This window comes from Microcoleus sp. Pol11C3 (genome assembly GCF_036701485.1).
Lineage (GTDB): Bacteria > Cyanobacteriota > Cyanobacteriia > Cyanobacteriales > Microcoleaceae > Microcoleus.
This window is the reverse complement of the sequence record NZ_JAUBQW010000092.1, coordinates 1-26367: the sequence shown is the minus strand read 5'-3', so window position 1 is coordinate 26367 and position 26367 is coordinate 1. Positions and strand designations below refer to the sequence as shown.

Sequence of the window (26367 nt, the reverse complement as noted above, 5' to 3'; positions counted from 1 at the left end):
AACTTATCTTTAATCGAGCTTGAATATATCGATCGCTCTTATTCTTGATGTGCGAGCGATTATTCAGCAAGCCCTAATTATGAACTTTCTTGGAAGACAAACTAGCGATCTCCTAAGACTTTCGCAAGAGGTCTATTAAACAAGCTTGTGACCTAATTCACCAAGTTTATGGCACAGATGTACTCTCAGATTGTCGAATAGTGACTACACCAGCCCATCGCTCTGGAGCCAAAAAAACCAAGCCTGTGGAAATAGTAACCGCTGGCTTGACTATAAAAGGAACAAAAACTTGGTATTTCCAACAGAGGTTCGAGTGTACTTCTGATAGTTTGTATGTGAATTTTTTTGGATGCAGAGGGCTAGAAGGCAATCCGATTGTCCAAGTTTTGAAGAACCATGTGGAAGATGTTACTAGGATTTTGAATCAGGGTGAATATTATATTTACTCTGATACTATTGCACCGGAAGAAGATGGAAAGTTAGAGTATGATGAGTTCATTAAAAAGCTGCAATTAATTCATGAAGGAGGTTGGAATGGTACTTATATTCAGAGTCCATCCCTAGTTTTTCCTATTAAAGACCTAGATGCAGCTCAGCCAGTGATTAATAACTTTGTCGCACTCTTTGCGATCTTTCGTGCTGCAATGAATGTGTTTCTTGGTGAGGAAGATCGTTTTGAGGACTACGTAAAATGTTTGTGGGATTGGCAAAGTCCGCTTCAGGTTCAGGAATCTGTAACTACTACTAGATTCTTTCCTGATGAAGTAGATGCAGTACAAACATTTCGTGAGGGGGCAGTACGGCAAGTTTCAGTCAACGCCTATGAACGAGAGCCTAAAGCTCGGCAAAAATGTATTGATTTTTACGGTTCAAGTTGCTTTATTTGTGATTTCGATTTTGGCAGAGCTTTTGGGCAACTGGGAAAAGGTTTCATTCATGTTCATCATCTACGACCCATTTCAGAGATTGCAGAAGAATATGAAATTGATCCTATAAAAGATTTGCGTCCTGTTTGTCCAAATTGTCACGCTATGATTCATCGTCGTTTACCACCATTTAGTCTTGAAGAAATCAAGATGTTGTTGAAGTCTGCTCGTGGTTCTACTATCTAATATGTTTTGTTGCCTTATTCTAACCGATAGTTTACAAAAATTAGATCCCCGATTTCTTCAAAAAGCGGGGATCTAATTTTTCTGTTTGACTCCAGATAGCACCTACCAGGAGTCAAATGAACTACTTCGCAGCTTGACGTTCTTTTGCCGCCTTAATCACTTCTTCCGCGATGTTGCTCGGACAAGGAGCATAGTGCGAGAAGGACATCGAGAACTGTCCGCGCCCAGATGTCATGGTACGCAAGTCGCTAATGTAACCAAACATTTCGCTCAACGGCACATCTGCCTTGATCCGCGCTCCTGTTTGTCCTGTCTCCTGAGATTTCATCATCCCCCGGCGGCGGTTGAGGTCGCCGATCACGTCGCCCATGTAATCATCTGGAGTGAATACATCGACATTCATAATCGGTTCGAGCAACTGAGGCCCAGCTTTCGGCAAAGACTGCCGATAGGCCGCTTTGGCAGCAATTTCAAAGGCCATCGCTGACGAGTCAACGGGGTGGAAACCGCCTTCTAGAAGCGTGAATTTCAAGTCTAGGCAGGGGAATCCGGCCAAGACGCCTTTGTCGATGCAGCTTTCAAAGCCTTTTTCGACCGCTGGCCAATATTCTCTCGGCACGCTACCACCGGTCACTTTTGACTCAAACTGGAAGCCACTTCCCACCTCACCAGGCTCGATCACGTAGCCGATTTTGGCAAATTGACCCGAACCACCTGATTGCTTTTTGTGGGTGTATTCGTCTTCGAGGCGCTTGGTAATCGACTCGCGGTAGGCTACTTGTGGTTCGCCTACTTCTACTTCTATGCCGTGGGTGCGCTTGAGAATGTCTACTTTGATGTCGAGGTGTAACTCGCCCATCCCCTTGAGAATCATTTCGCCGCTTTCTTGATCCGTCACCATGTGGAAGGATGGGTCTTCTTGTACCATCTTGGTGAGGGCTGCTCCCATTTTTTCTTCGCCGCCTTTTTGTTTCGGTTTGACCGAAATCGAAATAACGGGATCGGGGAATACCATCGGCTCTAGGGTTGCGGGATTTTTGGGGTCGCAGATGGTGTGTCCGGTGCGGACGTTTTTCATGCCGACGATCGCCACAATGTCCCCTGCTTGCGCGGATTCAATTTCTTCGCGAGAGTTGGCGTGCATTTCCACCAAACGGCTGATGCGCTCGGTTTTGCCTGTGGCGGTGTTGAGTACGGTGTCGCCCTTGGACAACTTACCGGAGTATAGGCGCGTGAACGTTAAAGCACCGTAGCGATCGTCCATGATCTTAAACGCGAGTGCCCGCAATGGTCGGTTGGGATCGACGATCGCAAACTCGCCGGTTTCCTCGCCATCGAGATCGACTTCTGGCTGCGGTGTGACTTCCATCGGGTTTGGCAGGTAGTCAACTACGGCATCGAGAACCAACTGCACGCCCTTATTCTTAAACGATGAGCCGCAGTAGGTGGGGAAAAATGCCCGATCGCGAGTACCTTTGCGAATACAGCGCTTGAGGTCATCAATACTCGGCTCATTGCCTTCGAGATATTGTTCCATCAGAGCGTCGTCTTGCTCCACGGCCAGTTCGATCAACTGTTCGCGCCAAGTTTCGACATCATCGACCATATCGGCGGGGACATCTTTAATTGTATAGTTCATGGGATCGCCGGAGTCATCCCAGATCCAGGCTTTGCGGGTCAGCAAATCGACTACGCCGCAAAACTTTTCTTCTATGCCGATCGGCAATACCATCACCATCGGTTTAGCTGCGAGGATTTTATCAACTTGCTTGACAACCCGGTAAAAATCTGCACCAGTGCGATCGAGCTTGTTGATGTAGATGACGCGAGCCACTTTGGAATCGTTAGCGTAGCGCCAGTTGGTTTCAGATTGCGGTTCCACTCCACCCGAACCGCAGAACACACCGATGCCACCATCGAGAACCTTCAAAGAACGGTAAACCTCGATCGTAAAATCGACGTGTCCCGGAGTATCAATGATGTTGAGCTGATGCTCGTTCCAGAAGCAGGTAGTAGCAGCGGACTGAATCGTAATACCGCGTTCTTGCTCCTGTTCCATGAAGTCAGTAGTCGCCGCGCCTTCGTGAACTTCACCTATTTTGTGGATTTTACCTGTCAGTTTCAGGATTCTTTCTGTTGTGGTGGTCTTGCCAGCATCTACGTGGGCGAAGATGCCGATATTTCGATAACGAGTGAGATCTTTCATAATTACTGTTGAGATTAAATGCGACGAACCGTCGGCGACCACCTGCAAGCGTAACCAGCGAGGAATCAATGTTGCCTTAGGCGCCAGTACAGGCTAGATTTTCTTTCCCCTGTTTCTGGCAGGACTATCTTAATTTTGACACTTCCTCGTCATTCCTGCGAAGGATTCTTGGGTCAATAAGTGCTTGAACCATGATAATTCATAAAAATAACCCAGACAAAGCTGAAAAACCCGGTTTCTTTGGTCAGAGAAGACCGGGCGGTTGAAACCGCTTCTACACAAACAAAACCTGCCTCCGCAGGTTGAAGACCGGGCGATTTAAATTGCGCTATTTTATTCAGTCGGCGGAGGCGGACTTCGTTTTTGTAGACGCGGTTTCAACCGCCGTCTAAGTCAAAATCGACCCACTCATCATCCGCTGATATCGCCGCTCCAACTCATCCCGCACCACCGGCCACTGATTCAAACTTTCATCATTCTCAATTACCATTTGAGCCGCCGCCCTCGCCAACTCCAAAACCTCCTGATCCTCCACCAAACTCGCCAAAGCAAAATCCGGCAAACCCGACTGCCGAGTTCCCAAAACCTGACCTGGCCCGCGCAATCTCATGTCCATTTCCGCAATAAAAAAGCCATCTTGAGATTGTTCTAAAACCTTCATTCTCTGCATAGCTTCCGCCGTCTTGGAACCGGGCATTAACAAACAATAAGAACGGTTGCTGCCCCGACCAACTCGACCCCGCAACTGGTGCAGTTGCGACAGTCCAAAACGCTCAGAATTTTCAATCAGCATTACCGTCGCATTCGGCACGTCCACCCCTACTTCAACCACAGTAGTAGATACTAAAATATCAGTTTCTTTGTCTCGAAACTTAGTAATTGCCTCATCTTTATCAGCACTGCTCATCCTGCCGTGGAGCAAACCCACTTTAAACTCAGGGAATACACTTTTTTCTAGTTTTTCTTTTTCCTCAATTGCCGATCGCACGTCCAACTTTTCCGACTCCTCCACCAGCGGCAGCACCACATAAACTTGACGCCCGCTCGCCACTTCTCGCCGAATCAAATCGTAAGCTTGGCTGCGTTCTTTGGCAGATAGTACAGTGGTTTGAATCGCCTGCCTACCCGGGGGGAGTTCATCAATTTGACTCACATCTAAATCCCCGTGCAGCGTCAGCGCCAGCGTCCGGGGAATGGGAGTTGCCGTCATGGTCAAAACGTGGGGAGCCTCGCCTTTTTGCTGCAATTTAGCACGCTGCTGCACACCGAATCTGTGCTGTTCGTCAATTACCGCCAAACCCAATTTATGGAAATTCACCGTATCTTGAATCAGCGCGTGAGTTCCCACTAAAACTGGCAATTCTCCGGTTTCTAACTGGCTGTGAATTTCCCGGCGCTTTGCTACTTTTGTGGAACCAGTTAACAGTTCGACAGACAAGTGCATCAAGTTAAACCAACCTACCAGTTTGCGGTAGTGCTGTTCTGCTAAAACTTCTGTCGGCGCCATCAAAGCTGCTTGATAGCCGGATTGAATTGCTGCTAGCATTGCCACTACGGCGACTACTGTTTTGCCAGCACCGACATCGCCTTGCACTAATCTGTTCATCGGTTGCGACGAAGCTAAATCGTTGAGGATGTCGTTAATTACTCTTTCCTGAGCATTAGTCAAGGCAAAAGGCAAGATTTCGTAAAAATGTTCGATCAATTTGCCAGTAGGAATGATGACTGCGCTAGCTTGAGCTTTCCTTTGGGTTTGCCGGCGCTTTAAAAGTCCTAATTGCAGGTAGAAAAATTCGTCAAAAACTAAGCGGCGGCGGGCGGCGGCCAAACAATCTCGATCGAGCGGAAAGTGAATATTAGTCACGGCATCGGCTAAACCCATTAAACCGTAACGCTCGCGCAAATCCTCTGGTAGCGATTCTGGCAACATTTTCACCGCCGGCATTGCAGCCAAAATCGATCGCCTCACCGAACCAGCATCCACCCCCTCCGTCAGCGGATAAACAGGTATCAGGCGGCCGACTTTCATTGATTCGATCGCACCGCCGGAGTCGTCTAATACTTCTAACTCAGGATTTTCTAAAGTAATTCCATATTTACCCTGCTTCACCAACCCCGAAGCTGCCAGCACCGCACCTGTACAATACTCGCGCTTTTTGAATTCTTGCCAGCCGCGATTGCTGTAGCGAGGCCCTGCAAAAAAACGACTTATTTTTATTTCTCCGGTGCGGTCTTTTAAAATTACTTCTAATATGGTTAATTTCTTATTCTTAGGACTAGAAAAGCAATTACAGCGCTTTACTTCTGCGATTAAAGTGACAGTTTCCCCGGCTACTAGCTCGCGAATTTGTACTTGCTTTGCATAGTCGATGTGGTTGCGGGGATAGTAGTAAAGCAAGTCATATACAGTGTATAAACCCAGTTTTGCCAAGCGGTTGCCGTTGGCAGGGCCGATGCCGGTGACGCGGGTTAACTGTTGGTCGAGAGTCAGGCTGGGCGGTGGGGGTGCTGTACTCAGGGGTGCAGTTCGGGGAACGGAAAGTGCTGGGGCGGTTGGTTCAGAAGCGTTAGCGTTTGCGGGTCTGACCTGTTCTGCTTGTTCTTGCTGGTGGCGAGTTTCTTGTTCCCAAACTTGCTCCATTTGCCTCAAAAAACTGACCGTAATGGCGATCGAATGTTGGCGCTGTTCGAGATCTTTCTGAGGGTAGATGTCAAATTCAGCAGCTAGTTGTCTGGCTCGATCGCGCGAAGAAGCCGCCACTGCAACTGCAAGCTGTCTTAAACTCAGACCGAGAAACTCGCTGAAGCGGTATTGACTGCCTTGGATGTCGTTAAATCCGCGATCGGCTTCTACTGAAAGAGCTTTTTGCAATCGCTGCCATTCGGGTTGATTATTAGTCATCAGTCATTAGTAATTAGTCATCAGTCATTAGTCATTAGTCATTAGTCATTAGTCATTAGTCATTAGTTATTAATCATAGCTCAAGAATTCCAGACAACTGTCAACTGACAACTGTCAACTGACAACTGTCAACTGTCAACTAACAACTGACAACGGACTAATCTTCAAACCAACTCGATCGCCAAGCCGACTCAGCCTCCACCACAGCTAGTTCCCGCTGCTTTTTCTGGTAATCGCGGCCTAGCGAGTTCAGCTTTACAGAGAGGTTGCGAATTTGCTGGCGCCAAGCCGAGGTTCCCGCATCAGCAAACTCTATTTCCGACAGCCGCAGTTTAATCGCTGTAATGTGCAACGCCTTAGTACCCGATATTTCTGCCAATTTTCGCGATGCTGATGAGGCATCGGTTTCAATGATTAAGTTTAATAAGTTAGGTGGGCCGGCAACGCTGTCGCCGGACAATTCTGCTTGAGAAGCAGCTTCTAGAAAAGGTTCTGGCAAATGACTGGGCAAGATTCCCGACTGTTGCAGCAAGCGGTTGGTGTCGCGAGAAAGCAGCTTGATAATATGGGCGATCGACTTTTCAATACTATTTTGCCAGCGCGCCAAGCTTTCCGGGGAATTGGTAGTTGGCAACTGGTAATTTGCCACTGAAAATAGATAGTTAATGGCGGAAATTTCGTTTTTTCTCTTTTCGTCTTCTTCGTCTTCTCCCTCTTCTTCCTCTTCGTCTTCCTCTTCGTCTTCTCCCTCTTCTTCGTCTTCCTCTTCGTCTTCCTCTTCTTCGTCTTCCTCTTCGTCTTCCTCTTCGTCTTCCTCTTCCTCGGCTGCTGGTTCAATCACCAGCGATCGCAATTTTTCCTCCGATGCCGCAGCCAAACCCCTTACAGACTGCTGCATTTTTTGCCGCCCGTCAAAGGACAACTTGAGAAACGACTCCGGTACTGCTTGAGTACAAAGGTGATAGCAAGCCAAAATTAACTGCTGCCGCACCGCTTGTCCCAACGCAGTTAAATAACCTTCGTAGGTACTGCGAAACTCCAAAGTCAAGGCTGCTAAAGCCTCTTCGAGTCCTGCCAAATCTTGCTCTATTCGCTCTCTTGGTCGCACCATATCTCTCGTATAAAATTAAAATAGGATTTACGCAATTTTTAAATCCTTACGCTATCTGTAGTAAGGTGTGTCCTGCACGCCCTACAAATATAGTCTGTCCATAAGTCCTGTAAAAATTAAAAATTAAAAATGCAAAAAATCAAGTTTTCACATTTTTAATTTTTAATTATCCATCTTAATTGGGGATTATTTAGCACCCATTTGGGCTGCAACTTCATCGGCAAAGTTAGCTTCTACCTTTTCAATGCCTTCGCCCAACACAAAACGCACGAAGCGGCGCACTTGGACATTTTCTCCAATTTGGGCAATCGTTTGTTTCACCAACTCTTCCACAGAGATATTCTGATCTCTAATAAAAGGCTGATCCATCAAAGATAACTCTTTCATGCGTTTCTCAATCCGCCCTTGAACAATCTTTTCTTTGATGTTGTCCGGCTTGTTGCCCAAGTCATCCTTGCCCATTTCAATTGCCTTTTCTCTTTCGACAATTTCGGCGGGGATATCTTCAACTTTCACGTATTCCACATTCGGGCAAGCTGCAATTTGCATCGCAATATTCCGCACCAAAGCTTGGAAATCTTCGCGGCGGGCAACAAAATCTGTTTCGCAGTTAACTTCCACCAACACTCCCACGCGGCCGCCCGTGTGAATGTAGCTGCCTACTATACCTTCTGAGGCAACTCGTCCACCTTTTTTACCTGCCGAAGCCAGACCTTTTTTCCGCAGCCACTCAATGGATGTTTCGATATCGCCTTCGTTTTCAAGGAGGGCTTTTTTGCAGTCCATCATGCCCGCGCCGGTTTTGTCGCGCAGTTCTTTAACAAGTTTTGCAGATATGTCCGCCATCTTCTTTAAGTTCCCAATCAAAATTACTTATTAGTCATTAATCATTAGTCATCAGTCATTAGTCATCAGTCATTAGTCATCAGTCATTAGTCACTAATCTTAATGTTAATGATTAGACAAGAGTGAATAAATACCCAGTCTACCTTATGGCGGACTTTGTACCTGTAGCGCCAGCATTAATTCTGGCGCTACAGGTACAATTAATGCTTTTGCCAGAACTATACTAATGACTTAGACTCTGGCCATGTACAATTAAAAATTAAAAATATCCAACTAAAAATAATAATTATTTTTAATTTTCAATCTTTAATTTTTAATTTCCTGGTGTCAGATTCCGAGGGCAATACTAGCTCTCGGTTTCTTCGCTTTCAGCGTCTGCCTCGTCGGGATCTACATAATTGGGGTCATCCAATTCTTCGATTTCGACATCATATTCAGCGCCTTCGTAGCCACCTTCGTAGTCGTAGTCTTCCTCAGAGTCACCGCCCTGCTGACCATGACGACCTTCGTAGATGGCATCAGCCAACTTGCCGACAATCAGCTTGATCGATCGAATAGCATCGTCATTCGCCGGAATCGCAATGTCAACCAAATCCGGGTCGCAGTTGGTGTCCAACAGAGAGACGATCGGAATTCCCAACTTTTGGCATTCCAACACCGCATTATACTCGCGGCGTTGGTCTACCAACACCACTCCGTCGGGAATCTTCCGCATAGATTTAATCCCGCCCAGATATTTCTGGAGTTTTGCCATTTCTCGGCGCAGCACAGAAGCTTCTTTTTTCGGCAGCAAATCGAGGGCGCCGATTTCCTCGCGGCGCTCCAAATCCTTGAGGCGCTCCACGCGGGACTTAATCGTCGTCCAGTTGGTGAGCATTCCCCCCAGCCAGCGCTGGTTGACGTAATAAGCACCGCAACGTTGAGCTTCTTGGGCTACAATCCCTGCAGCTTGGCGCTTCGTACCCACGAACAAAAACTTTTTGCCTTTTTCTGAGGCCACTCTCATGTACTCGTAGGCGTCTTCCATAAGCTGAGCGGTTTGCACGAGGTCGATGATGTGAACCCCGTTGCGCTCTGTGAAAATGTAGGGAGCCATTTTCGGGTTCCACCGGCGGGTTTGGTGTCCGAAGTGAACCCCTGACTCTAACATTTGAGCCAAACTGACTACTGGCATTGTATTTTTAACTCCTGTATTCGGGTTAATCCTCCACCCGGTCGTATTTCTGAAGGTTTGCGCCCTCGAAACACCCGAAAACCCGGATGTGCGAATTTAAACAACTTTTCTAGTTTATCACAGCGCGCGCTACTTTTTCTGCAAATTTGATATCCGTAGGGTTAGCTTGGCACCCGGAGGTGAGATTTAGTGCGCGGGTTGGGTGCGGGGTACACAGGCTGCGGTTAGAGTTACTTGCAAGCGCTTCTTAAAAACAAAAAATCCAGGTGGAAGTTTGCCAAAGCCTTTGTTCGCTTGTGAGAGAATGGCGTTGTTGGTGCGCCTCTTGTGCCTTCTACCTTCGATCGAGCTTTTATCCATTTTTTTCGATCGGCAATTCTGTCGGCTTTACTGCCGTACTCTCTCGATCCGCAAAAATCTCAAAGCTAAAAATGCCATGCCCATCCCCATTCTCGTCCTGCTTGAAGTTCTAATTGTCATCGCACTTTCCCGGCTTGTCGGTTTAGGATTTCGATCTATCAAACAACCTCAAGTCATTGGAGAAATTGTAGCAGGAATTATGCTTGGGCCTTCTCTGTTTGGCTTAGTTGCACCAGATTTAGCAACAGCACTTTTTCCAGCCGAAGCCGTTCCCTTCCTCAACGTGCTATCTGAGGTGGGGCTGATATTTTTCATGTTCTTGGTGGGTTTGGAACTGAATCCGAAGTATCTCAAAAACAATTTAGATATCGCGATTTTAACTTCTCACGTCAGCATTTTAGTACCGTTTTCCCTGGGAAGCTTGCTAGCGCTGCTGCTATATCCCATCGTTTCAAATAATAGCGTTTCGTTTACAGCCTTTGCCCTATTTTTGGGTGCGGCGATGTCAATTACTGCCTTTCCTGTGCTAGCAAGAATTATTACAGAACACAACTTACAGAATACAAAATTGGGGACGCTAGCCCTGACTTGCGCGGCCGTTGACGATGTGACAGCTTGGTGCTTGTTAGCGGTGGCGATCGCAGTTACTCGAACTAACTCCATGCTCGGCGCTTTGCCGACCATTTTTGCATCTTTAATTTACATCGCTTTCATGCTGATTGTAGTCCGCTGGTTGTTGCAGCACATTTCCCAGCACTACAACCGCACCGGCAGATTAACACAGTTAGTGCTGTCTGGAATTTACATGGGAGTTGTAGCTTCTGCCTTAATTACTGAATTGATCGGCATTCATTTAATTTTCGGTGCATTTTTGCTGGGTGTGGCCATGCCGAAAAATGCGGGATTAACCAGAGAATTAGCTGAGAAAACCGAAGATTTTGTCCTGATATTTCTACTGCCAGTCTTTTTTGCTTACAGCGGTTTGCGTACTCAAATCGGCTTGCTCAACAGTCCCGAATTGTGGCTGCTGTGCGCCGCAGTTTTGGGAGTGGCAATTGTCGGCAAATACGTCGGCACTTACGTTGCGGCTAGAGTGTGTGGCATCAGCAACCGCGAAGCTTCAGCGCTGGGATGGCTGATGAATACTCGTGGTTTGACTGAACTAATTGTGCTGAATATCGGTCTTTCCTTGGGGGTAATTTCGCCGTTGCTATTTACGATGTTAGTCATCATGGCTTTAGTGACAACTTTTATGACTTCGCCACTGTTGGAGTGGACTTATCCCAAACGCTTAATTCGATTAGATATTTCAGAAGTTAGCTCTGAGGATTTAGAATTAGAAAATTCACCAATAATTGCGGTTAGCAGCGAAGAAACTGCTAAAAAATTGCAGCAAACTTATCGAATTCTAGTACCAGTTGCCAATCCCAGCACGCAGAAAGGTTTACTGCAACTAGCGGTAGCGCTGGCGCAGCCTGCCGCTGGTATGGGCGGTGACGATTTACAGTCGGCGGCGGTTCATCCTCTGAGTTTGATAGAATTAAATGAGGATTATGCCTTTAAAAGTACGCCTGCGGAAGCCGATCGCATTATTCAAGAACGCCGATCGAAATTATCAGAATTGATTGATACTTTGGAACTGCCGGAGGGGCGTAAATTTGTACATCCTATCATTCGGGTTACTAATGATGTAGCCCGGGAAACGGCACAAATTGCGGAGATAGATCGCGCGGATTTGATTTTGGTAGGATGGCACCGGCCTACTTTTAGCAGCAACCGTTTGGGAGGACGTGTCGGTCAAATTCTCAGCAACGCCAAGGTGGATGTAGCAATTTTTGTTGACAGAGGCAGGGAAAGGTTGAATAACTTGTTAGTACCTTACGCGGCAAACATTCATGATGATTTGGGGTTAGAATTGGCGCTGAGACTGTTAGTTAATAGCGAGGAACGCCGTTTGACGGTGCTGCGGGTGGCGGTTGCCGGCGAAGCTGGAAACGAGCTGAGTTACGATTTTCAGCGAGTGATGGATCAGTTGCCGGTTGACGTGCGATCGCGCATTGAAACTCCGATTGTGGAGGCTGCTGAGCCTATTCAAGCAGTGGTTGCGGCTTCTGCTAACGCTGATTTGACTATTGCGGGTACGAGTCGGGAGTGGGGAATTGAACGCCAAACTTTGGGACAGTATACTGATGAATTGGCTGTGCAGTGTCATTCTTCGCTGCTGATTGCGCGGTGCTACGTTAAAGTTCGATCGCACTTGGCGTCGGTACTTCCTCAAAGGTAGTCAGTTGATGGTTGACTGTTGATTGTTGACTGTTGGCTGTTGACTGTTGTTATTAGTTATTTGTTATTGGTTATTTGCGAGTTGCTACCCATTCCCAATGCCCAATGCCCAATGCCCAATTATTAATTACCAAGATGATGAATCATTTAAGGCTCAAATCGCTGGCATTTTACGGGGTTACGATCGGCTTAGTTGCGGTGCTGTTTAAAGTAGTGAGTGCTTACGGCGAAACAAATTTAAAGGCGGCCCCGGCAATTGCGGGAAGTTATCGCTTAGATGCTAAAAGTTTGCCCGAATGTCTGAAATCTGATTACTTGGTCTTGACAATCGAGCAATCGGGTGTTTATTTGAGCGGTAATTTGCGATCGGGGCGCAGCGAGGGCGATCGCGAAAAAACCGCCGAGGAGAAACCTTCTCTACATGGCAAGTGGGAAACTCAAGGATTGAGTTTGTCGGGTGCGGTTCCTAATTTAAAGGGTTGCAGCGATTCCACAGCAACGGGTCAAAACAGTTCTGTTAAAATGCGAGGAATTGTGGACAAAGAAACCCTCAAGGGAAAAATTAGTCTAACTGATAAGGCGGCGGCTACTGATTTTACGGCTCAAAAAGAAGCCGCGCCGAAATCCCAGAAGAAGGAACATTGATAGATCCCAAAAGGGAGTGGGTAATTGTCAAATTCTTTGTCGTTTTCCGACTCTGTGATATTAAATCCGGTTATGCCCGAAGGATGTCTAGGGTGCGAGCGTCCCGCTCGCTTTCGGAAACTACAGCGCGATCATGGAAAAATTATAATTCCCATGCGGGCGATCGAACTCTCGCCGGAGCTAGCCCGCGACGGTCGGTTGCTGCTAGATTGAAATAATATATACATAAAAGTCAACGATCAAAATAAAGTATCGCTGAGGAGTCGTCGGTTCTGAATTTGTCATGCCCGACACCCCACATACCCGTATAGTTTGTTTGGAATGGATGTTGCCGTGATCTTAATGCCGTCAGAAACTTCGCTTACCCAGTCAAACCCGTTGATTTTAGACAGTTTGCCAGACTTGTCGCCCTCCGATGGGGGATGTCCCCGCCGGGCCAGATTGCAAATTGACTTGATGTTGCTGGCGATCGAAGCCTTGTATCTCGGAGGTGCTGAAGAAATGCTGGCAGTGTCAAAGGAGCTGGAATTGGAATCAATTATCAAAAATCGAGTTGCCCTTTGGCTGATGCGTAATACTAACCCGCTGAGACGCTATACCCAGCGCCGCTCGCTTACCATTGTGGAGGCAAAAGCGCTGGTGGCGATCGCCTGCAATATGGCGCGTAAGTTAACCGCGACAATTAGGCAGTTGCTGCTAGACTCGCAGCAGTTGCGATCGAGAAATCTCCCCCTTAACCAGAACTTGCCGCTGGCCGAGTATTTAGAACGCTTTCGAGCTCACTTTCGATCGCGCATGAACCCCAAGCGATCGCTAGTTGCAGCTTACGATTCCGATGACAAGCTCAACGAACTAGCTTTGAACTTGTTGAGCAACCTGCTATTTTGTACAGGCACAGCCGGAATGCAGCGCTTCTGGGTTAGCCTGTTTGATGGAGAAGTTGAATAAAAAATGACTATTAGGCGTCAGTACAGTCTGCCAAATTGCACCCTGGTTCTAGAAGGGTTGAGCGATGGCTCAGCAGCCAGCCAGTTAGATATACGGCCGGTGCTTTCCATCTTAATGAGCGCTGAATGCTATGTTACAGGTCTCGGCGAGCCCCTAAGCGGGGGACGAGACTTTTTTGAAAGCTTGGTGAGGGCCGTCAGCAGCTACGCTCAAGAATTTATGAGCGGAGTGCATTATCCCGATCGCTACGGCCCGAATTTGGGTATGGTGCAGTTGCACAGAATTGACAGGAATTTGCATCGGTTGACAGTTCTACCCACCGAAACAGGCAGCCCAACCCAAATCGATCAAAAAACAGAACTGTCGGCAAAAGTAGATTTGACGACAGTACAGCTATTTGATTTAGTAGAGGCGATCGATCAGTTTTTTGCCGACACGCAGACGCTGCCGGAATTGTCACTGCAATTAACCCCAATTTCCAAGCGTTACGTCAAGTCTGCCGAACCTTTGGCCAAGCGGAGTTTGCCTGCTGTCGTGGGGGTGTCGAGTTTGGCTTTGGCGGCGATGGCGTTTTTCTTGGTGCCAGTGCCCGAAGTCCAGCGCCAGAGAGATCCAGTGCCGCAGCCCAATCCAGCGGGCCAGAATCAGGGGACGCCGAATCCGGGCGGATCGGGTTCGCCGAATCCCAATCCCACGCCCCCTGCTGACGGTTTGCGGCCGGGGGATAAAACTCCGAACGCTGGATCGATTTCGCCGACTCCGATCCCCGCGCCGCAGCCGGACGCTTCGCCTAGCGCCACACCCCAGTCGAACACTTCGCCGGAAAGCACGCCCAGTCCTATTTCTGAAGGTTTGGCAAGCCCTGATGTGGCAGCCGTCCCAATTAGCGATCCAGGGGAAATTGAGCTGTTGAAGGGCAAGCTTTCCCAGCAAATTGACGGAGTTTTGAAGAATAAGCCTGCTGTTGATGCGGAGTTGGTTTATCGGGTGAGTGTGGCTAAAGACGGGGCGATTGTCGGTTACAAGTCGGAAAATTCGGCAGCAGTCGATCGATCCGAAACGCCGTTGTCGGAGTTGCTTTACAAACCGGTTGGCACCAGGCCGCCTGCGGAACCGCTGGCTGATTTCCGCGTAGTTTTTGCACCGGGTGGCACTGTTCAAGTCACTCCTTGGTAATGGTTGATTGTTGACTGTTAACGGTTGACTGTTAACTGTTGACTGTTGACTGTTGACTAATACCAAATCCGGCTTTAATACCCCCTCAATCTCTTAGTCTGCGGAGGCAGACTTGGTTTTTCTAGTAGCGATTTCAATCGCCGACTCATCTACAAACCGATTGCTGATTCAAAAGACTTCTTGCAAAAGTCCTTTTAATCAAATTTTCGGACGGGCTCTCCGGCCCATCCCACAAGAGAAAAAACTTTTTGTGGGACGGGCCGGAGAGCCCGCGCCAGCTATTTTTGCAAGAGGTCTAAAGCCCTGTTGGTGCGATGGGTTCAATGTCTGGGTCACATCCTCCGACTTGATTTGTGCGAATTATCCACAAAAATGCTCCCTGTTTCAAGAAAATTTTGGCGATTTCATCTTGGGTACGCCTGGGCAGCATTGTTCGGTAACTAATAGCAGCTTTTATTAGGTTCACTATACCGACAAAAAAGGTTTTTTTCAGTTCAGAATCAATCCCCGCCAATCTCGAATTTTTCCGCCAATCTGGACGGACAATGCCGAGAGGCATTAATACTTTTTCTAAACTCTCTCCTAATGCTACTAGCTGGTGAAACCTTTGGGTTTGTTCGTCGGTGGGATGTGTTTTCAACCAGTCTTGAATCTGAGGATTTGACTCGACTTCGGAAGTAATTTTTTTAATTGTCGCGTAAATTGCCTGACTTGAATCTTGCACGCACGAAGTTGCTGGGGTGACTAAACTTGCGCCGGTGCCGTCTCCGCTGCGGTAGCGGGCCATCATGATATCTAGTTGCTGGTTTAATTCGGTTAAAGGCGACAAGGTGATGCCGTCAAAATCGTAGTCGCAACACACGCAGTCTAATTTACAGATGATATCGCAAACCGGGCGATCGCCCAACCAGCCACGCTGCAAGTCTCCCATGTAGCTTTGCCATTTGCTGGAACCGGCAACAATTCCGTCGGGATTGTGGGCGTAAACTTGTTTGTATTCTATGTCAAAACGCAGTTCGCTGGTAAAGCGATCGCGCACTACTTTTGCTACTCCGAAAGCAAAATGTCCCGTGACAATTCCCAGCGGTGGCCGTTCGCCTTTTTTGCCGCCGATACCGCCGAAACTGTGAATAACTATCCCGATATCTCCTTCTTGCCAAGGAGAGATGGAAGCGTTTGCTGTAGCATCATTTGGGGTTAACAATACTCTTTTTGCTTGCCCTTTTTGGGCAGGTGTATTTTCCCAATTTTTGTTGCTTAAATAAGCGAGAGATTTTTTCAGTCCTAAATGTGTTTCATCTGGTATTAATTGAGCAATTTTGCGGGGTTCGATTGCTTGCACTACAAACATATTGTCTGCGTCTCTTTCGCCGTAAATGTACCAGCCGTCTGGATTTAAGGGCGATTGTTCTATTAAGTGATTGGTAGACCTCGCTACGCCATTTTTGTCGGGCTGTACTTGTGGAATCCGAATGATTTCAGCGGCGCCGTCAAATTGTTGAGATCTTTTGTTGAAATGCCGGACAATAAATTTGTCGCTGTCGGCTTCTTTTCGCTGCAAAATTGAGACTAAGGCGCATAAACGTCCGATAATTTGTACTGGTTCGCGATCGATCGTGAGTTCCTGGCGATCGCTGCTGCTATAATTAATCGCAATCACTGGCCTGCGTAGCATCACAGTTACGCTGTCTTCGAGCCTGGTGCCTGCTAGAGTTTCTAAAGGGCCTACATTTCGCCAGCCGTTCAATCTATCTGGATGAATGTTGCCAGATTTTTTACTATTTTGAGCCTGTTTTGTGAAGTTTATATCTTGCGTTACTGCGTGGGTAAAAAACTGTACTTCGCGATTTGTACTCCATTTCACAAAGGCTATTTTTCCAATAAAATTTTTATATTTCTTGGGTGCATTTATTACTTCAATAAACACTGTACCGTAGGGCTGGCGCTCTTCGATTGAGGGCAAAATTAACCGCCCGTGCCAAAGAGCGATCGGCTTGTATAGATAGGCAACGGCTGCTAAATTTTCGCAGATTATCTCGGACTCTAGTGTTTCTGAAATATTGTTTTTTGATCCAAAAAGAGCCGTCGTTAAATTCCCTTCACTTTCTACGAATTGGGGTTCTAAAAAAACTTTGTCTGGTTCTAAAATATTAGCGTGTGAATTGCCAGTATTTTTTTTGAAAGCTCGTCTAAAAAGATGGCGTTTTCCCTCCAACTTCGCCTGCAACCAATTGAGGAAAACCCGAATAAAAATAAAAGCTGTTAGGCCGGAAATAACAGCAATAATTATCAGACCCAGAGTCAAAACCAATTGGTTGAAAGACTGACCTGACACTAAAAAAATTGTTGGCCCGATCAAAGAAAATGCCGCCATAATATCTAAAAACGAGTTTTAGGTTCGATCCAGTCTGTGCTGGCTTGACTGCCGAAAACTAGAGGTTTGTCCTCGGTGACTGCTACCGTTTGTCCTGTCATATCCACTGCACAAAGAGGCCAAGATCGATCGCCCAAATTGCCCGCGCGGAACAAAACTTTTCCGGGACAAACTTGACTCCAACCCAACAATACAGCATGAGTGTAAAGACTGCGAGCGGGAGCAACGGTATAAGTGTAATTATCATTTTTGTCCCAAATGACACCGTAGTCGGACATATCCGAAGAGTTGAAAAGTGCTTCAAATTCGCGGGCGAGAATGCGGGAACCGTCTTGATTCCAAGAAACAGGCACTAAAATGGCGATCGTCCCGGACATATCTGTATCATCGCTAGCATACATCCCACTTTCGGCTAGTGGCGAAGCAGCCGCCACTGTTTGCAGTTCCCCGGTTTTGAGATTTTCCACAAACATGACACTGCTAACCCGACACCGGGCGAATTCCGGCTGCACTTGCAACTCAATTCGGCTGTAAGCTGCGTATTGGCCGTTAGTTGAAACTAGGGATGGACTGCGATAATAGCGCAGGCCTGTGCCGGCAGTGGAGCTCACTTTAGCATGAGTGGCACTAATCCATTCCCAAGGAACGGGATAAGGGCTATTTAAAGGGTCAGTCATCGGTTTTTTTTCCAAAAGTTTTACTGAATTATCCAACAGATTCAGGCTGGCACGCAACAGACTAGAAACCTGGTTTCTACATCCGATGCTTCGCCAATAAACCCCAGATTTATAGAAACCGGGTTTCTTTTTGAGATTTTAGATGGGAGGATAAATCTCAAATCTCAAATCTCAAATTTCAAATCGGATAGGTAAGATAGTATCGAAATTAATCTGGTATGTACACTGAGAGGGATGAAATATGACACAATCTTTTAACCAAAAACCTTCAATCCCCCCGACTCGCGTCTCCAAGTCGCGGGGAAAAGGTTTGCTTGTACTGTCGCTGATATTTCGATTGCTGCTGCTGGGGGTGGGTAGCGGTTTTGCATGGGTTTTGGGGATGGCGATCGCTCAAATTTATCCGTCAGGCGCGACGGAGATGCCGCTGGCAGAGAGATTGCTACGTGTAACTCAAAATTTGCCCTCCAGCCCGAAACGCGCCCCAGCAACGCCAATTCCGGCGCTCCCGCCACCAACGGCTACACCGACTCCCCAGTCAAAAGTCAGTCCTGCCCAGAGAGAGAAATTGCAGTCGGATTTGAGACAGTTGCAGGGCGAACTCAACGCGCTGATTGGTCGCACGGCGGCTTTGGAGAGTCAGTTGGGCAGCAGCCGCCCGACGGAAACTTTGGAAAAGCGTTTGCAGTTGATGTCGCGGGAATTGGCGGGGCCGGAAACGGCGGCAAGTATTGCCCCTGCTTTACCGGCGATCGGCAGCAGCCCCAGTCTGAACCCTGAAACGGTGAATACTGCCCCACAGAATGCCAATAATCCGGTGTTTGGGGGGGATGGGCTGATGATTACTCTACCCAGCGATGTTTTGTTTGATACTGGCAGCATTTCTTTGCGCGCGGGAACTAATGCAATTTTGGACAATTTGGTGGCGGAGTTGGGCAATCACGAGGGGGCGACGGTGCGGGTTGCGGGCCACACTGACGACGCGGGGGAAGCGGCGGACAATCGCAATGTGTCGTTTGCGCGGGCTCAGGCGGTGGTGCAGTATTTGTCTGGTGTACTCGGTCAGAAGTATCATTGGGTGGCGATCGGCTATGGGGAAAGTCGCCCTTCGGTAGATAATAGTTCCGATACTAATCGGCAGCGCAACCGCCGCATTGAAGTGGCAATTAGTCCTTAGTCAGCGGACTTGTGGATACTAGATTTATTGCATGAATCTTTGATTGATTGTTAACCGCAGATGTAAGGCAGATAAACACGGATAAACGCAGATAATTTCCAGAGAGGACAGGGAGTGCTTACGAAGTCTACTGTGTTGAAGTCTCCAGGCGTAAGCTGCTGTCACGCCGAAGGTGTAACAGGCGGCAAGTCAGAATTATTTTTAGCCTGATCTATTGCCTCTCGATGTTCGCTCCTAAGTTTGGGTTTTAAATACAAGTTCTCAATCAAAGCTGCCACTCCCGCAAACCAAGGTGGCACAATTACTGCTCCAATAATTCCCAATACTTGAACGCCTCCCAATACAGAAAGCAATTGATATAAAGGATGCACACCAACCGATGAACCAACCAGCAAAGGATCGAGGACGTAAGTTTCTAAATTCTGGATGATTACAAATAACAGCAAGACCCACAAAAGTACCCAGCCACCTTTAGCTAATGCTACTATTAATGCTGGTACTGCTCCCAATACTGGGCCGATGAAGGGAATCAAGTTTGTAACACCTGCGATCGCACCCAAGCCTAATGCAAATTCGGGCATTCCCAAAATGCTCAAACCTGTGGTAATAAATATCCCTAAAATGCCCGAAACTAACACTCGGCCGCGAATATAACTCCCCATTCTTTGACCGATTGGCGCCGCTTGTGAAGCTAATTTTGCATCCCAAGGTTTAGGGAAAAATTGCACCACACTTTTGATTAGTGTGTCGCTGTCCGCAACCATGTAACCTGAAATAAATAATGCTAAAACTAGGCTGAAGACACCGCCTAGAATGCCTCTGGTTAAACTGTACGATCGCAAAACCAGTTGTTGGCTCGATCGAATCAGCCAATTAGTCAGCGATTGAGTGTCCACCAACTGACCCACCAAGGTTGGGGCATCGTCGGTTAGGCGACTCAATAAATTAGTTGCCACAGTTCGCAAACTTTCAACATAAAGTGGTAACTGTCGCAGCAGTAACTCTATTTGTTCGATTACCGTGGGGCCGATTAACACTACCGTCCCGCTAAATCCGCCGATGAGAGTTAAATAAACCATAATCACCGCCAGCCAGCGGGGAACCCGCATGGTTTCGGCCCAATTAACGATCGGGACGATCGATGCGGCCAGCACAACTGATATCATCAGAATTACTAGCAGGCTCCGCAATTGCCACAGCAGCACTAGCAGCAATGACGATGCTACAATTAGCAGTAAGTTAGGTAAAGAAATGGTAATACGCTGTTCTGACATGATTAAGTAATCAAGGTTTGTATTGGCGCTTATGTCCTCCCGCAGGGCGGGTTTATTTATCTTATCAGTTACCACATATCTGTCGGGTAAAACCCGCACGTACTCATATTATAATAAAAAGTAACATTGGTTCAAAAAAAAATAATATGCAGCCACAATATTCCACCCAAGATTTCTCCACCCTTTCGTCTATAAAGTCACCAACGCTGTTTTACGAATGGCAAAATTACCGTTGTGCTTATGAAGTTTATAACCCAACTACTGCGACAGAAGATAGCATCCCTTTGTTATTAATTCATCCGATAGGAGTTGGTTTGTCAAGAATCTTTTGGCAGAGATTTTGTGAGAGTTGGTACAAAGCAGGGAACACTAATCCGATTTACAATCCCGACCTTTTGGGCTGCGGCGATTGCGAAATGCCGGCTGTGGCTTGCTATCCTGACGATTGGGCCGCACAGTTGCAGTATTTCTTGGAAACTGTAGTAAAAAAACCTGCGATCGTACTCGTGCAAGGTGCTTTACTGGCTGTAGGCTTGGCTTTAGCAAAAATGCAGCAGGAAAGCGGCTCAAATTTAATTCGCGGGTTAGTTCTCGCGGGGCCTCCCGCTTGGGCTGTGATGAACAAACATTCGACAGAAAGACAGCAAAGAATTGTCTGGAATTTGTTAGATTCTCCCTTGGGAAACGCTTTTTATCGCTACGCCAGACGCGCTGAGTTTTTGCGTTCTTTTTCCATCAAACAACTGTTTGGCGATGCGGCAAAAGTGGACAGCGAATGGTTGGATGCTTTGCAGGCCGGGGCGGCAAATCCTGACAGCCGTCACGCCGTTTTCTCGTTTTTAGCGGGGTTTTGGCGCCAGGATTATAGCGGTACGATTCAAAAGTTCGATCGACCCACACTCATTGTGATGGGAGAAAAAGCGTCAAGCATCAGTCAATCGGGTAAAGAAGAGAAACCCGATGAAAGATTAGCGCAATATTTGGCTAACTTTCCCAATGCGGAAGGTTTATTAATGCCGGGGCGCAATGTTTTGCCCTACGAATCCACCGCAGAATTTGTCGCGGCTGTTGCCGAGTTTGTGGATAAGTTAAATAAAAATTAAATCTATTTGTGGAGTTGTTATCTAATAACTGACACAGTTAATAGACCTCATCATGTGTCCCGATGTCGAGTAAAACAATGACTTCACTATTTGTTTCCGTATCCTCTTCAATCGAGAACACAATCCGACAATTATAGCCGCAAGAGCAGGACTGAAGACCATCAAGTTTGCCACCTAGTTTATGAGTAGCTAGGTTGGGAAAAAATACATCTGCTTCCATTTGTTGAAGAGAGTCTTCAATACGTTGCTGGAGGTCAGGATTTCGTTTCACAAACTTGCGGAATGCTCGTTTGAATTTGGGAGTCAGAACCAGTAGTCTCATGTTTCGGGATCGTCCCAAGACTGGCGTAATGTTGAAATAACATCCTCGGCTGACTGCGGTCGAAATTTGCCTTTACGGAAATCAGCTAACGTTTGTTGAGCATCTGCAGCTATTTCGGTGCGGATACTCTCGCGGTGACGGTTTTGCAGGATTTTTATCAGCATTTCCTGCTGTTCGTAGGACAGTTGTAAAGCAGTTTCTAGCACTTGGTCGAGGGTATTCATAGAGTTAGGCTATTAGCTCTAAAGTTGAACAAATTGCGAAGTTGAGTAAATTGTATCGCTTATTCTAAGACTAGGCTACACTCAAAAAAAATGTACTAAACTCGGTTTTGTCATGAGCGACAACATCATTACGATTGAAGCAGGTAAAGGCAGTGGAAAGCCTTGCATCAAGCGAATGCGAATTAGCGTGTATGATGTGTTGGGTTGGCTGGCTGCGGGAATGTCTCATCCACAGATTCTGGACGACTTTCCAGAGTTGAGGGAGGAAGACATTAGAGCGTGTTTAGAATTCCGCGATTGAAATCGCTTAAGAGTCAAGCGAAGTCTGCCTCCGCCGACTAGGAATTTGGTTTTAACTGCGGTGCCAGATAGTTGTACCATCTTTTTGATCGATCAGAGTAATGCCCCGATCCTTGAGTTCGTTGCGAATGCGATCGCCCTCAGCGAAATTCTTAGCTTTCCGGGCATCTTTCCGCTGCTGAATCAGCACCTCAATATCCTCATCAGTTAATCCGCTAATGATTTCAAGTTCAAGACTAAAAGATGAGTTACCGACATAGAGATTCCCACTTGCCGGGACGAGTCTGGGTATGGGTTTTCTAACTCCTAAAACTTCGGCTAACTTAACAAGAGTTTGCCACTTTTGTTGCAACACTTCCGAAGGCATTTCCGTTTTTCCCCCATGTACAATTATATTGCTTTCGCGCCGCAATTCCTTCGCCAATTCAAACACAACAGCTAAAGCATTAGGAGTATTGAAATCATCATCCATCGCTGCTCTAAATTGCTGTACAGCCTCACTCTCCACTATGGGCAATTTCAGAATTTTATCTGAATCCCAGCCCAATTGGGAACCGTGCAAATCACCAAAAAGTAGGCTTTCTTTAAGAGTCTGCCAGCCATTTTTTGCAGAGGCGATTGCCTCTTCGGTAAAATCAATTTGACTGCGGTACTGCGCTGTTAACACAAACAGCCTCACCGCCATCGGTTCCACCGCTTTTGACTTCTCGCTTCCTTCATTCTTACTCCCCCCTTTACCAAGGGCGGGCTGGGGGGGGTTAGATTCCAAATCACCCGACCAATTCCCATCCAACAAATCGCGAATTGTAATAAAATTGTGCAAAGATTTCGACATCTTTTTGCCATTGACAGTCACAAAAGCATTGTGCATCCAATAATTAGCAAGCGACTTCCCCGTCACAGCTTCAGATTGAGCAATTTCGTTTTCGTGGTGCGGAAAAGTTAAATCGGAACCCCCACAGTGAATGTCAATTGTTTCGCCCAAGCAATCGCGCACCATCGCCGAACATTCGATGTGCCATCCGGGGCGACCTTTTCCCCAAGATGAATCCCAAGCAGGTTCTCCGGGTTTAGCGCTTTTCCACAGGGCAAAATCTGACGCATCTTGCTTTTTTTGAGCTTCTATTTCTGCGGTTTCCAATCTACCGCTAGCGCCGGCCTGCATTTCTTCCAACTTGCGGCCGGAAAGTTTTCCGTAATCGGCAAACTGCCTCACGTTGTAGTAAACGTCGCCGCCGGAAGCATAGGCATAACCTTTATTTTCTAATTCGTGAATCAGCCGTTTAATGCCGTCCATTGTATGGGTGGCGCGGGGATATTCATCGGCCCTAAGAATATTCAGCTTGTCCATATCTACGAAATATTCCTCGATGAAGCGTTCCGCCACGGCTTCCATTGTGGAATTGGTTTCGCGGGCGCGGTTGAGAATTTTGTCGTCAATATCTGTAAAATTCTGCACGTAGCGCACATCGTATCCTCGCCACATCAGATAGCGCCGCACCATGTCCCAAACAATGTAGGCGCGGGCGTGGCCGACATGGCAGTAATCGTACACCGTAACGCCGCAGCAGTACATCCGCACCTTGCCTGGTTCGAGGGGTTCAAAAGGTGATTCGCGACGGGTCAAGCTGTTGTAAAGCGTTAGGGGCATGGGATTTGAGATTTGAGATTTTACAAGATTTACGCAGAAGCTCTATGTATAGGGTGTGCAGTGCCCACCTTATCTGTATCAGTAGCGCGTCAAACCATTTTTGCGTTCAGGAGTGTAGGTTTGTAGTTGCGATCGCCCGTTAGCGAAGCTTGCAGAACAGGATCGCCCAACTGCCAGCCTAGCAAATTTGGTACTAAATTTCCTCTATCCATAGTACAGCCCCAGCCGACTCAATCTCACATCTAATTCGTGTCAGGGAATCTTGACAATAGTTGCGAAGACGATCCCCACAAGCGCTTTATTGTCAAAATTCCCTGACATATTGATCCCCAAAATCACGAAAATGCGTATAAGTACCCAGGATTGAGGCAAAAGACCCCTTGACCCGATCGCAACTTGTCTGCAACATTAAGTCATGACAAAGCGATCCCAAAGAAATGCTTGGATTAAGCAGCCCTGGGAGTCGAATAGCGCGTGTGCTGCCAGCACAGCGTTGCTAGCAGCACCGATCGCACTCACAAAATCGATCTTGTCAATCAAGAATCGACAGAAAAGTTTTATTTAGATCGGACGGTGCGCGCAGAAGCCAAGAAGTCCAAACCCCCGATCGCATAGGGGAAAAGACAAGCTAAAAACAAGCAAGGCTTCAAAGGTTGGAGAGATTTGGAAGCTCGATAATATGTCAATTTAAAAGAGTTTCTAACTCAAAAAGTCAACACATTTGTGTTGAAAGGAAAAATCTAACCCGCCATCCTAAATTAGTGGAGAACCAACTCATGGCAAAAGAACGCCCACCATTAGAAGAGATGACTTTGCGACAACTCCGCAGAGTTGCTAGCGAATGTGGAGTCTCTCGCTACAGCCGGATGCGGAAAACGCAACTCCTGGCATCAATTCAAGAAATTCAGCGCACCAAATTTTCCTACAGCCCATCTCGCAAACTAGAGGCACAAGAAGCAGTGGAAGCAGCAAAGTTTGAACTCGGTCAAGAAGATAGAACAGGTGGTTCTTTGTCGTCTGTAGATGAAGGTTTAGCAGATTTGCCCAACGGCTACGGCGAAAGCCGGGTTGTTTTAATGCCCCGCGACCCAGAATGGGCCTACACTTACTGGGATATTCCCAACGATCGCAAAGAAGAATTGCGTCGCCAAGGAGGACAACAACTCGCCCTGCGGATCTACGACGTTACAGATGTTAACCTCGACATCCAAAGCCCGCACAGCATTCAAGAATATCCCTGCGACGAACTGGCGCGGGAATGGTACGTGCCAATCCCCGTGAGCGATCGGGACTACGCGATTGACATCGGCTACCGCTGTGCAGATGGCCGCTGGCTGGTATTAGCTCGATCGGCCCAAGTTCGCGTTCCTCCCGTCTATCCCAGCGACTGGATTGAAGATCAATTCATCACCCTCGACTGGGAAGAAGAGTTGCAAGGCAAAACCTTCGCCGAACTGGTTCCTCCGGCCAAGAAAATGGCACAAGCAGCCAATGGCTTCGGTTTCAGCACCGAAAATGCTATCTACGAACAAATCTTCGGCATGGCAGAATCTGCTGAATCCCTGCGCGTAGCCGGTTCTATCTTCGGTTCCATGCAGCACGTCGCCGGTTCCGTCCAGCAAGTCGGCATCCACGAACAAGCTCTCAGTTCCTACGTGTTCCCCTCCGGCGTCGGAATGTGGGCTGCTCCCACCATGTCCGGCCTCACCGCGTCGGGTGTCGGTATGTCCGGCCTCACCATGTCGGGTGTCGGTATGTCCGGCCTCACCATGTCAGGTTTCGGTATGTCGGGTGTCGGTATGTCGGGAGTTGGCTTCGCCGCCCCGATGCGCCCCCGCCAGTTCTGGTTAGTTGCTGATGCCGAACTGATCGTTTACGGCGCCACCGAGCCAGACGCTACCGTCTATGTAGGCGGACAGCCGATTAAACTCAATGCTGACGGCACTTTCCGCTTCCAGATGTCCTTCCAAGACGGCTTAATCGACTATCCGATTTTTGCAGTAGCAGCAGACGGCGAACAAAACCGCGCCATCCACATGAAATTCGAGCGCGAAACCCCAGAACGGCGCACCAATACCCAGCAAGATGCTGTTGTGGAATGGTTGGGCTAATCGCAAAGGTCGATCGAGCGGCGGGCGCTCATGCAGGTTTGTGCCAATTTTTGAAGCATCACAAGGCATAGCCTCAGCCGATCATGATTTGTTAAGGTTAATCCCAGACAACAACCCATAACACCCCCTATACACCGTTCTCCTGTTTTGAGGAGCGGTGTTTTTTGTGTTTAGAAGGCAGAAGGAAGAAAGAAGGAAGAAGGAAGAAGGAAGAATTATTTATTTAAATGTTATGAATAGACTTGAATTGCATCAATCTTTGATTGAAGGATCAACCGCAGATTACAGGCAGATAAACACAGATAAACGCAGATCATTGGTGACAAGTTAAGGCTCAAAGCCAGTTGTCAAGGGGATTTTCGGAGGTAGCTCAAAGAAAAAAGGTTCTCCA

At 47.5% G+C, this 26367-nt stretch carries 23 protein-coding genes; 11 read left to right on the top strand and 12 right to left on the bottom strand.

Features of this window, described 5'->3' with window-relative positions; all coding sequences use genetic code 11:
• Positions 1–200: 200 nt before the first annotated feature.
• A complete protein-coding gene (locus QUA40_RS19575) occupies positions 201–1112 on the top strand; it encodes an HNH endonuclease (RefSeq protein ID WP_333128819.1) in 912 nt (303 codons plus the stop codon).
• Between the two features lie 121 nt (positions 1113–1233).
• On the opposite strand, the gene fusA is transcribed toward QUA40_RS19575, so the two are convergent.
• From fusA to rpsB, 5 genes are all read right to left on the bottom strand, one after another.
• Complete coding sequence (gene fusA, locus QUA40_RS19570) at positions 1234–3318, bottom strand: elongation factor G (RefSeq protein WP_333128818.1); 2085 nt, start codon at positions 3316–3318, stop codon at positions 1234–1236.
• Between the two features lie 388 nt (positions 3319–3706).
• Positions 3707–6220, bottom strand: a complete 2514-nt coding sequence (recG, locus tag QUA40_RS19565) for an ATP-dependent DNA helicase RecG (protein WP_333128816.1) — start codon at positions 6218–6220, stop codon at positions 3707–3709.
• A gap of 157 nt (positions 6221–6377) precedes the next feature.
• Positions 6378–7331: a hypothetical protein gene (locus QUA40_RS19560; protein ID WP_333128813.1), complete on the bottom strand. Its 954-nt coding sequence runs from the start codon at positions 7329–7331 to the stop codon at positions 6378–6380.
• 186 nt (positions 7332–7517) lie between these two features.
• A complete protein-coding gene (gene tsf, locus QUA40_RS19555) occupies positions 7518–8177 on the bottom strand; it encodes a translation elongation factor Ts (RefSeq protein WP_333128811.1) in 660 nt (219 codons plus the stop codon).
• 346 nt (positions 8178–8523) lie between these two features.
• Positions 8524–9351: a 30S ribosomal protein S2 gene (rpsB, locus tag QUA40_RS19550; protein ID WP_333128810.1), complete on the bottom strand. Its 828-nt coding sequence runs from the start codon at positions 9349–9351 to the stop codon at positions 8524–8526.
• Between the two features lie 274 nt (positions 9352–9625).
• Between rpsB and QUA40_RS19545 the strand changes: the two genes are divergently transcribed.
• The 5 genes from QUA40_RS19545 (at position 9626) to QUA40_RS19525 (ending at position 14763) form a co-directional block, all read left to right on the top strand.
• A complete protein-coding gene (locus QUA40_RS19545) occupies positions 9626–11995 on the top strand; it encodes a cation:proton antiporter domain-containing protein (protein ID WP_333128807.1) in 2370 nt (789 codons plus the stop codon).
• Positions 11996–12099: 104 nt separating this feature from the next.
• Positions 12100–12639, top strand: a complete 540-nt coding sequence (locus tag QUA40_RS19540) for a hypothetical protein (protein WP_333128804.1) — start codon at positions 12100–12102, stop codon at positions 12637–12639.
• A gap of 24 nt (positions 12640–12663) precedes the next feature.
• Positions 12664–12852 (top strand): hypothetical protein, encoded by a 189-nt coding sequence (locus QUA40_RS19535; protein WP_333128802.1) that lies wholly within the window; start codon positions 12664–12666, stop codon positions 12850–12852.
• 108 nt (positions 12853–12960) lie between these two features.
• A complete protein-coding gene (locus QUA40_RS19530; protein ID WP_333128800.1) occupies positions 12961–13587 on the top strand; it encodes a DUF3038 domain-containing protein in 627 nt (208 codons plus the stop codon).
• Positions 13588–13590: 3 nt separating this feature from the next.
• The gene (locus QUA40_RS19525; protein WP_333128798.1) at positions 13591–14763 is read left to right on the top strand and encodes a DUF4335 domain-containing protein; all 1173 of its coding nucleotides are present in this window, start codon (positions 13591–13593) and stop codon (positions 14761–14763) included.
• Between the two features lie 295 nt (positions 14764–15058).
• Here the strand turns inward: QUA40_RS19525 and QUA40_RS19520 are convergent, their stop codons facing one another.
• Together QUA40_RS19520 and QUA40_RS19515 are read right to left on the bottom strand one after the other, a co-directional pair.
• Positions 15059–17137, bottom strand: a complete 2079-nt coding sequence (locus QUA40_RS19520) for an abortive infection protein (RefSeq protein ID WP_333128795.1) — start codon at positions 17135–17137, stop codon at positions 15059–15061.
• A 5-nt stretch (positions 17138–17142) separates the two neighbouring features.
• Positions 17143–17814 carry a hypothetical protein gene (locus tag QUA40_RS19515; protein ID WP_333128793.1) on the bottom strand — a complete coding sequence of 224 codons (672 nt, stop codon included), beginning with the start codon at positions 17812–17814 and terminating at the stop codon, positions 17143–17145.
• A 241-nt stretch (positions 17815–18055) separates the two neighbouring features.
• Between QUA40_RS19515 and QUA40_RS19510 the strand changes: the two genes are divergently transcribed.
• Positions 18056–18991 carry an OmpA family protein gene (locus QUA40_RS19510; protein WP_333128790.1) on the top strand — a complete coding sequence of 312 codons (936 nt, stop codon included), beginning with the start codon at positions 18056–18058 and terminating at the stop codon, positions 18989–18991.
• A 161-nt stretch (positions 18992–19152) separates the two neighbouring features.
• Here QUA40_RS19510 and QUA40_RS19505 read toward each other — a convergent pair whose 3' ends face one another.
• Positions 19153–20265, bottom strand: a complete 1113-nt coding sequence (locus QUA40_RS19505; protein WP_333128788.1) for an AI-2E family transporter — start codon at positions 20263–20265, stop codon at positions 19153–19155.
• A gap of 146 nt (positions 20266–20411) precedes the next feature.
• Between QUA40_RS19505 and QUA40_RS19500 the strand changes: the two genes are divergently transcribed.
• On the top strand, positions 20412–21368 hold the full coding sequence (locus tag QUA40_RS19500) for an alpha/beta hydrolase (protein ID WP_333128786.1): 957 nt from the start codon (positions 20412–20414) through the stop codon (positions 21366–21368).
• A 37-nt stretch (positions 21369–21405) separates the two neighbouring features.
• Here the strand turns inward: QUA40_RS19500 and QUA40_RS19495 are convergent, their stop codons facing one another.
• Positions 21406–21690, bottom strand: a complete 285-nt coding sequence (locus QUA40_RS19495; protein WP_333128783.1) for a type II toxin-antitoxin system mRNA interferase toxin, RelE/StbE family — start codon at positions 21688–21690, stop codon at positions 21406–21408.
• Positions 21687–21914 (bottom strand): hypothetical protein, encoded by a 228-nt coding sequence (locus QUA40_RS19490; protein WP_333128781.1) that lies wholly within the window; start codon positions 21912–21914, stop codon positions 21687–21689. The genes QUA40_RS19495 and QUA40_RS19490 overlap by 4 nt, the downstream gene beginning before the upstream one ends.
• A 112-nt stretch (positions 21915–22026) precedes the next feature.
• Between QUA40_RS19490 and QUA40_RS19485 the strand changes: the two genes are divergently transcribed.
• On the top strand, positions 22027–22215 hold the full coding sequence (locus tag QUA40_RS19485) for a DUF433 domain-containing protein (protein WP_333128778.1): 189 nt from the start codon (positions 22027–22029) through the stop codon (positions 22213–22215).
• A 51-nt stretch (positions 22216–22266) separates the two neighbouring features.
• On the opposite strand, the gene cysS is transcribed toward QUA40_RS19485, so the two are convergent.
• Both cysS and QUA40_RS19475 read right to left on the bottom strand, forming a co-directional pair.
• A complete protein-coding gene (gene cysS, locus QUA40_RS19480) occupies positions 22267–23865 on the bottom strand; it encodes a cysteine--tRNA ligase (protein WP_333128776.1) in 1599 nt (532 codons plus the stop codon).
• 89 nt (positions 23866–23954) lie between these two features.
• Complete coding sequence (locus QUA40_RS19475; RefSeq protein ID WP_333128774.1) at positions 23955–24077, bottom strand: hypothetical protein; 123 nt, start codon at positions 24075–24077, stop codon at positions 23955–23957.
• Between the two features lie 262 nt (positions 24078–24339).
• On the opposite strand from QUA40_RS19475, the gene QUA40_RS19470 reads away from it, so the two are divergent.
• Together QUA40_RS19470 and QUA40_RS19465 are read left to right on the top strand one after the other, a co-directional pair.
• A complete protein-coding gene (locus QUA40_RS19470) occupies positions 24340–24480 on the top strand; it encodes a hypothetical protein (RefSeq protein WP_333128772.1) in 141 nt (46 codons plus the stop codon).
• Between the two features lie 161 nt (positions 24481–24641).
• Positions 24642–25976, top strand: a complete 1335-nt coding sequence (locus QUA40_RS19465) for a DUF4912 domain-containing protein (RefSeq protein WP_333128770.1) — start codon at positions 24642–24644, stop codon at positions 25974–25976.
• Positions 25977–26367 lie beyond the last annotated feature (391 nt).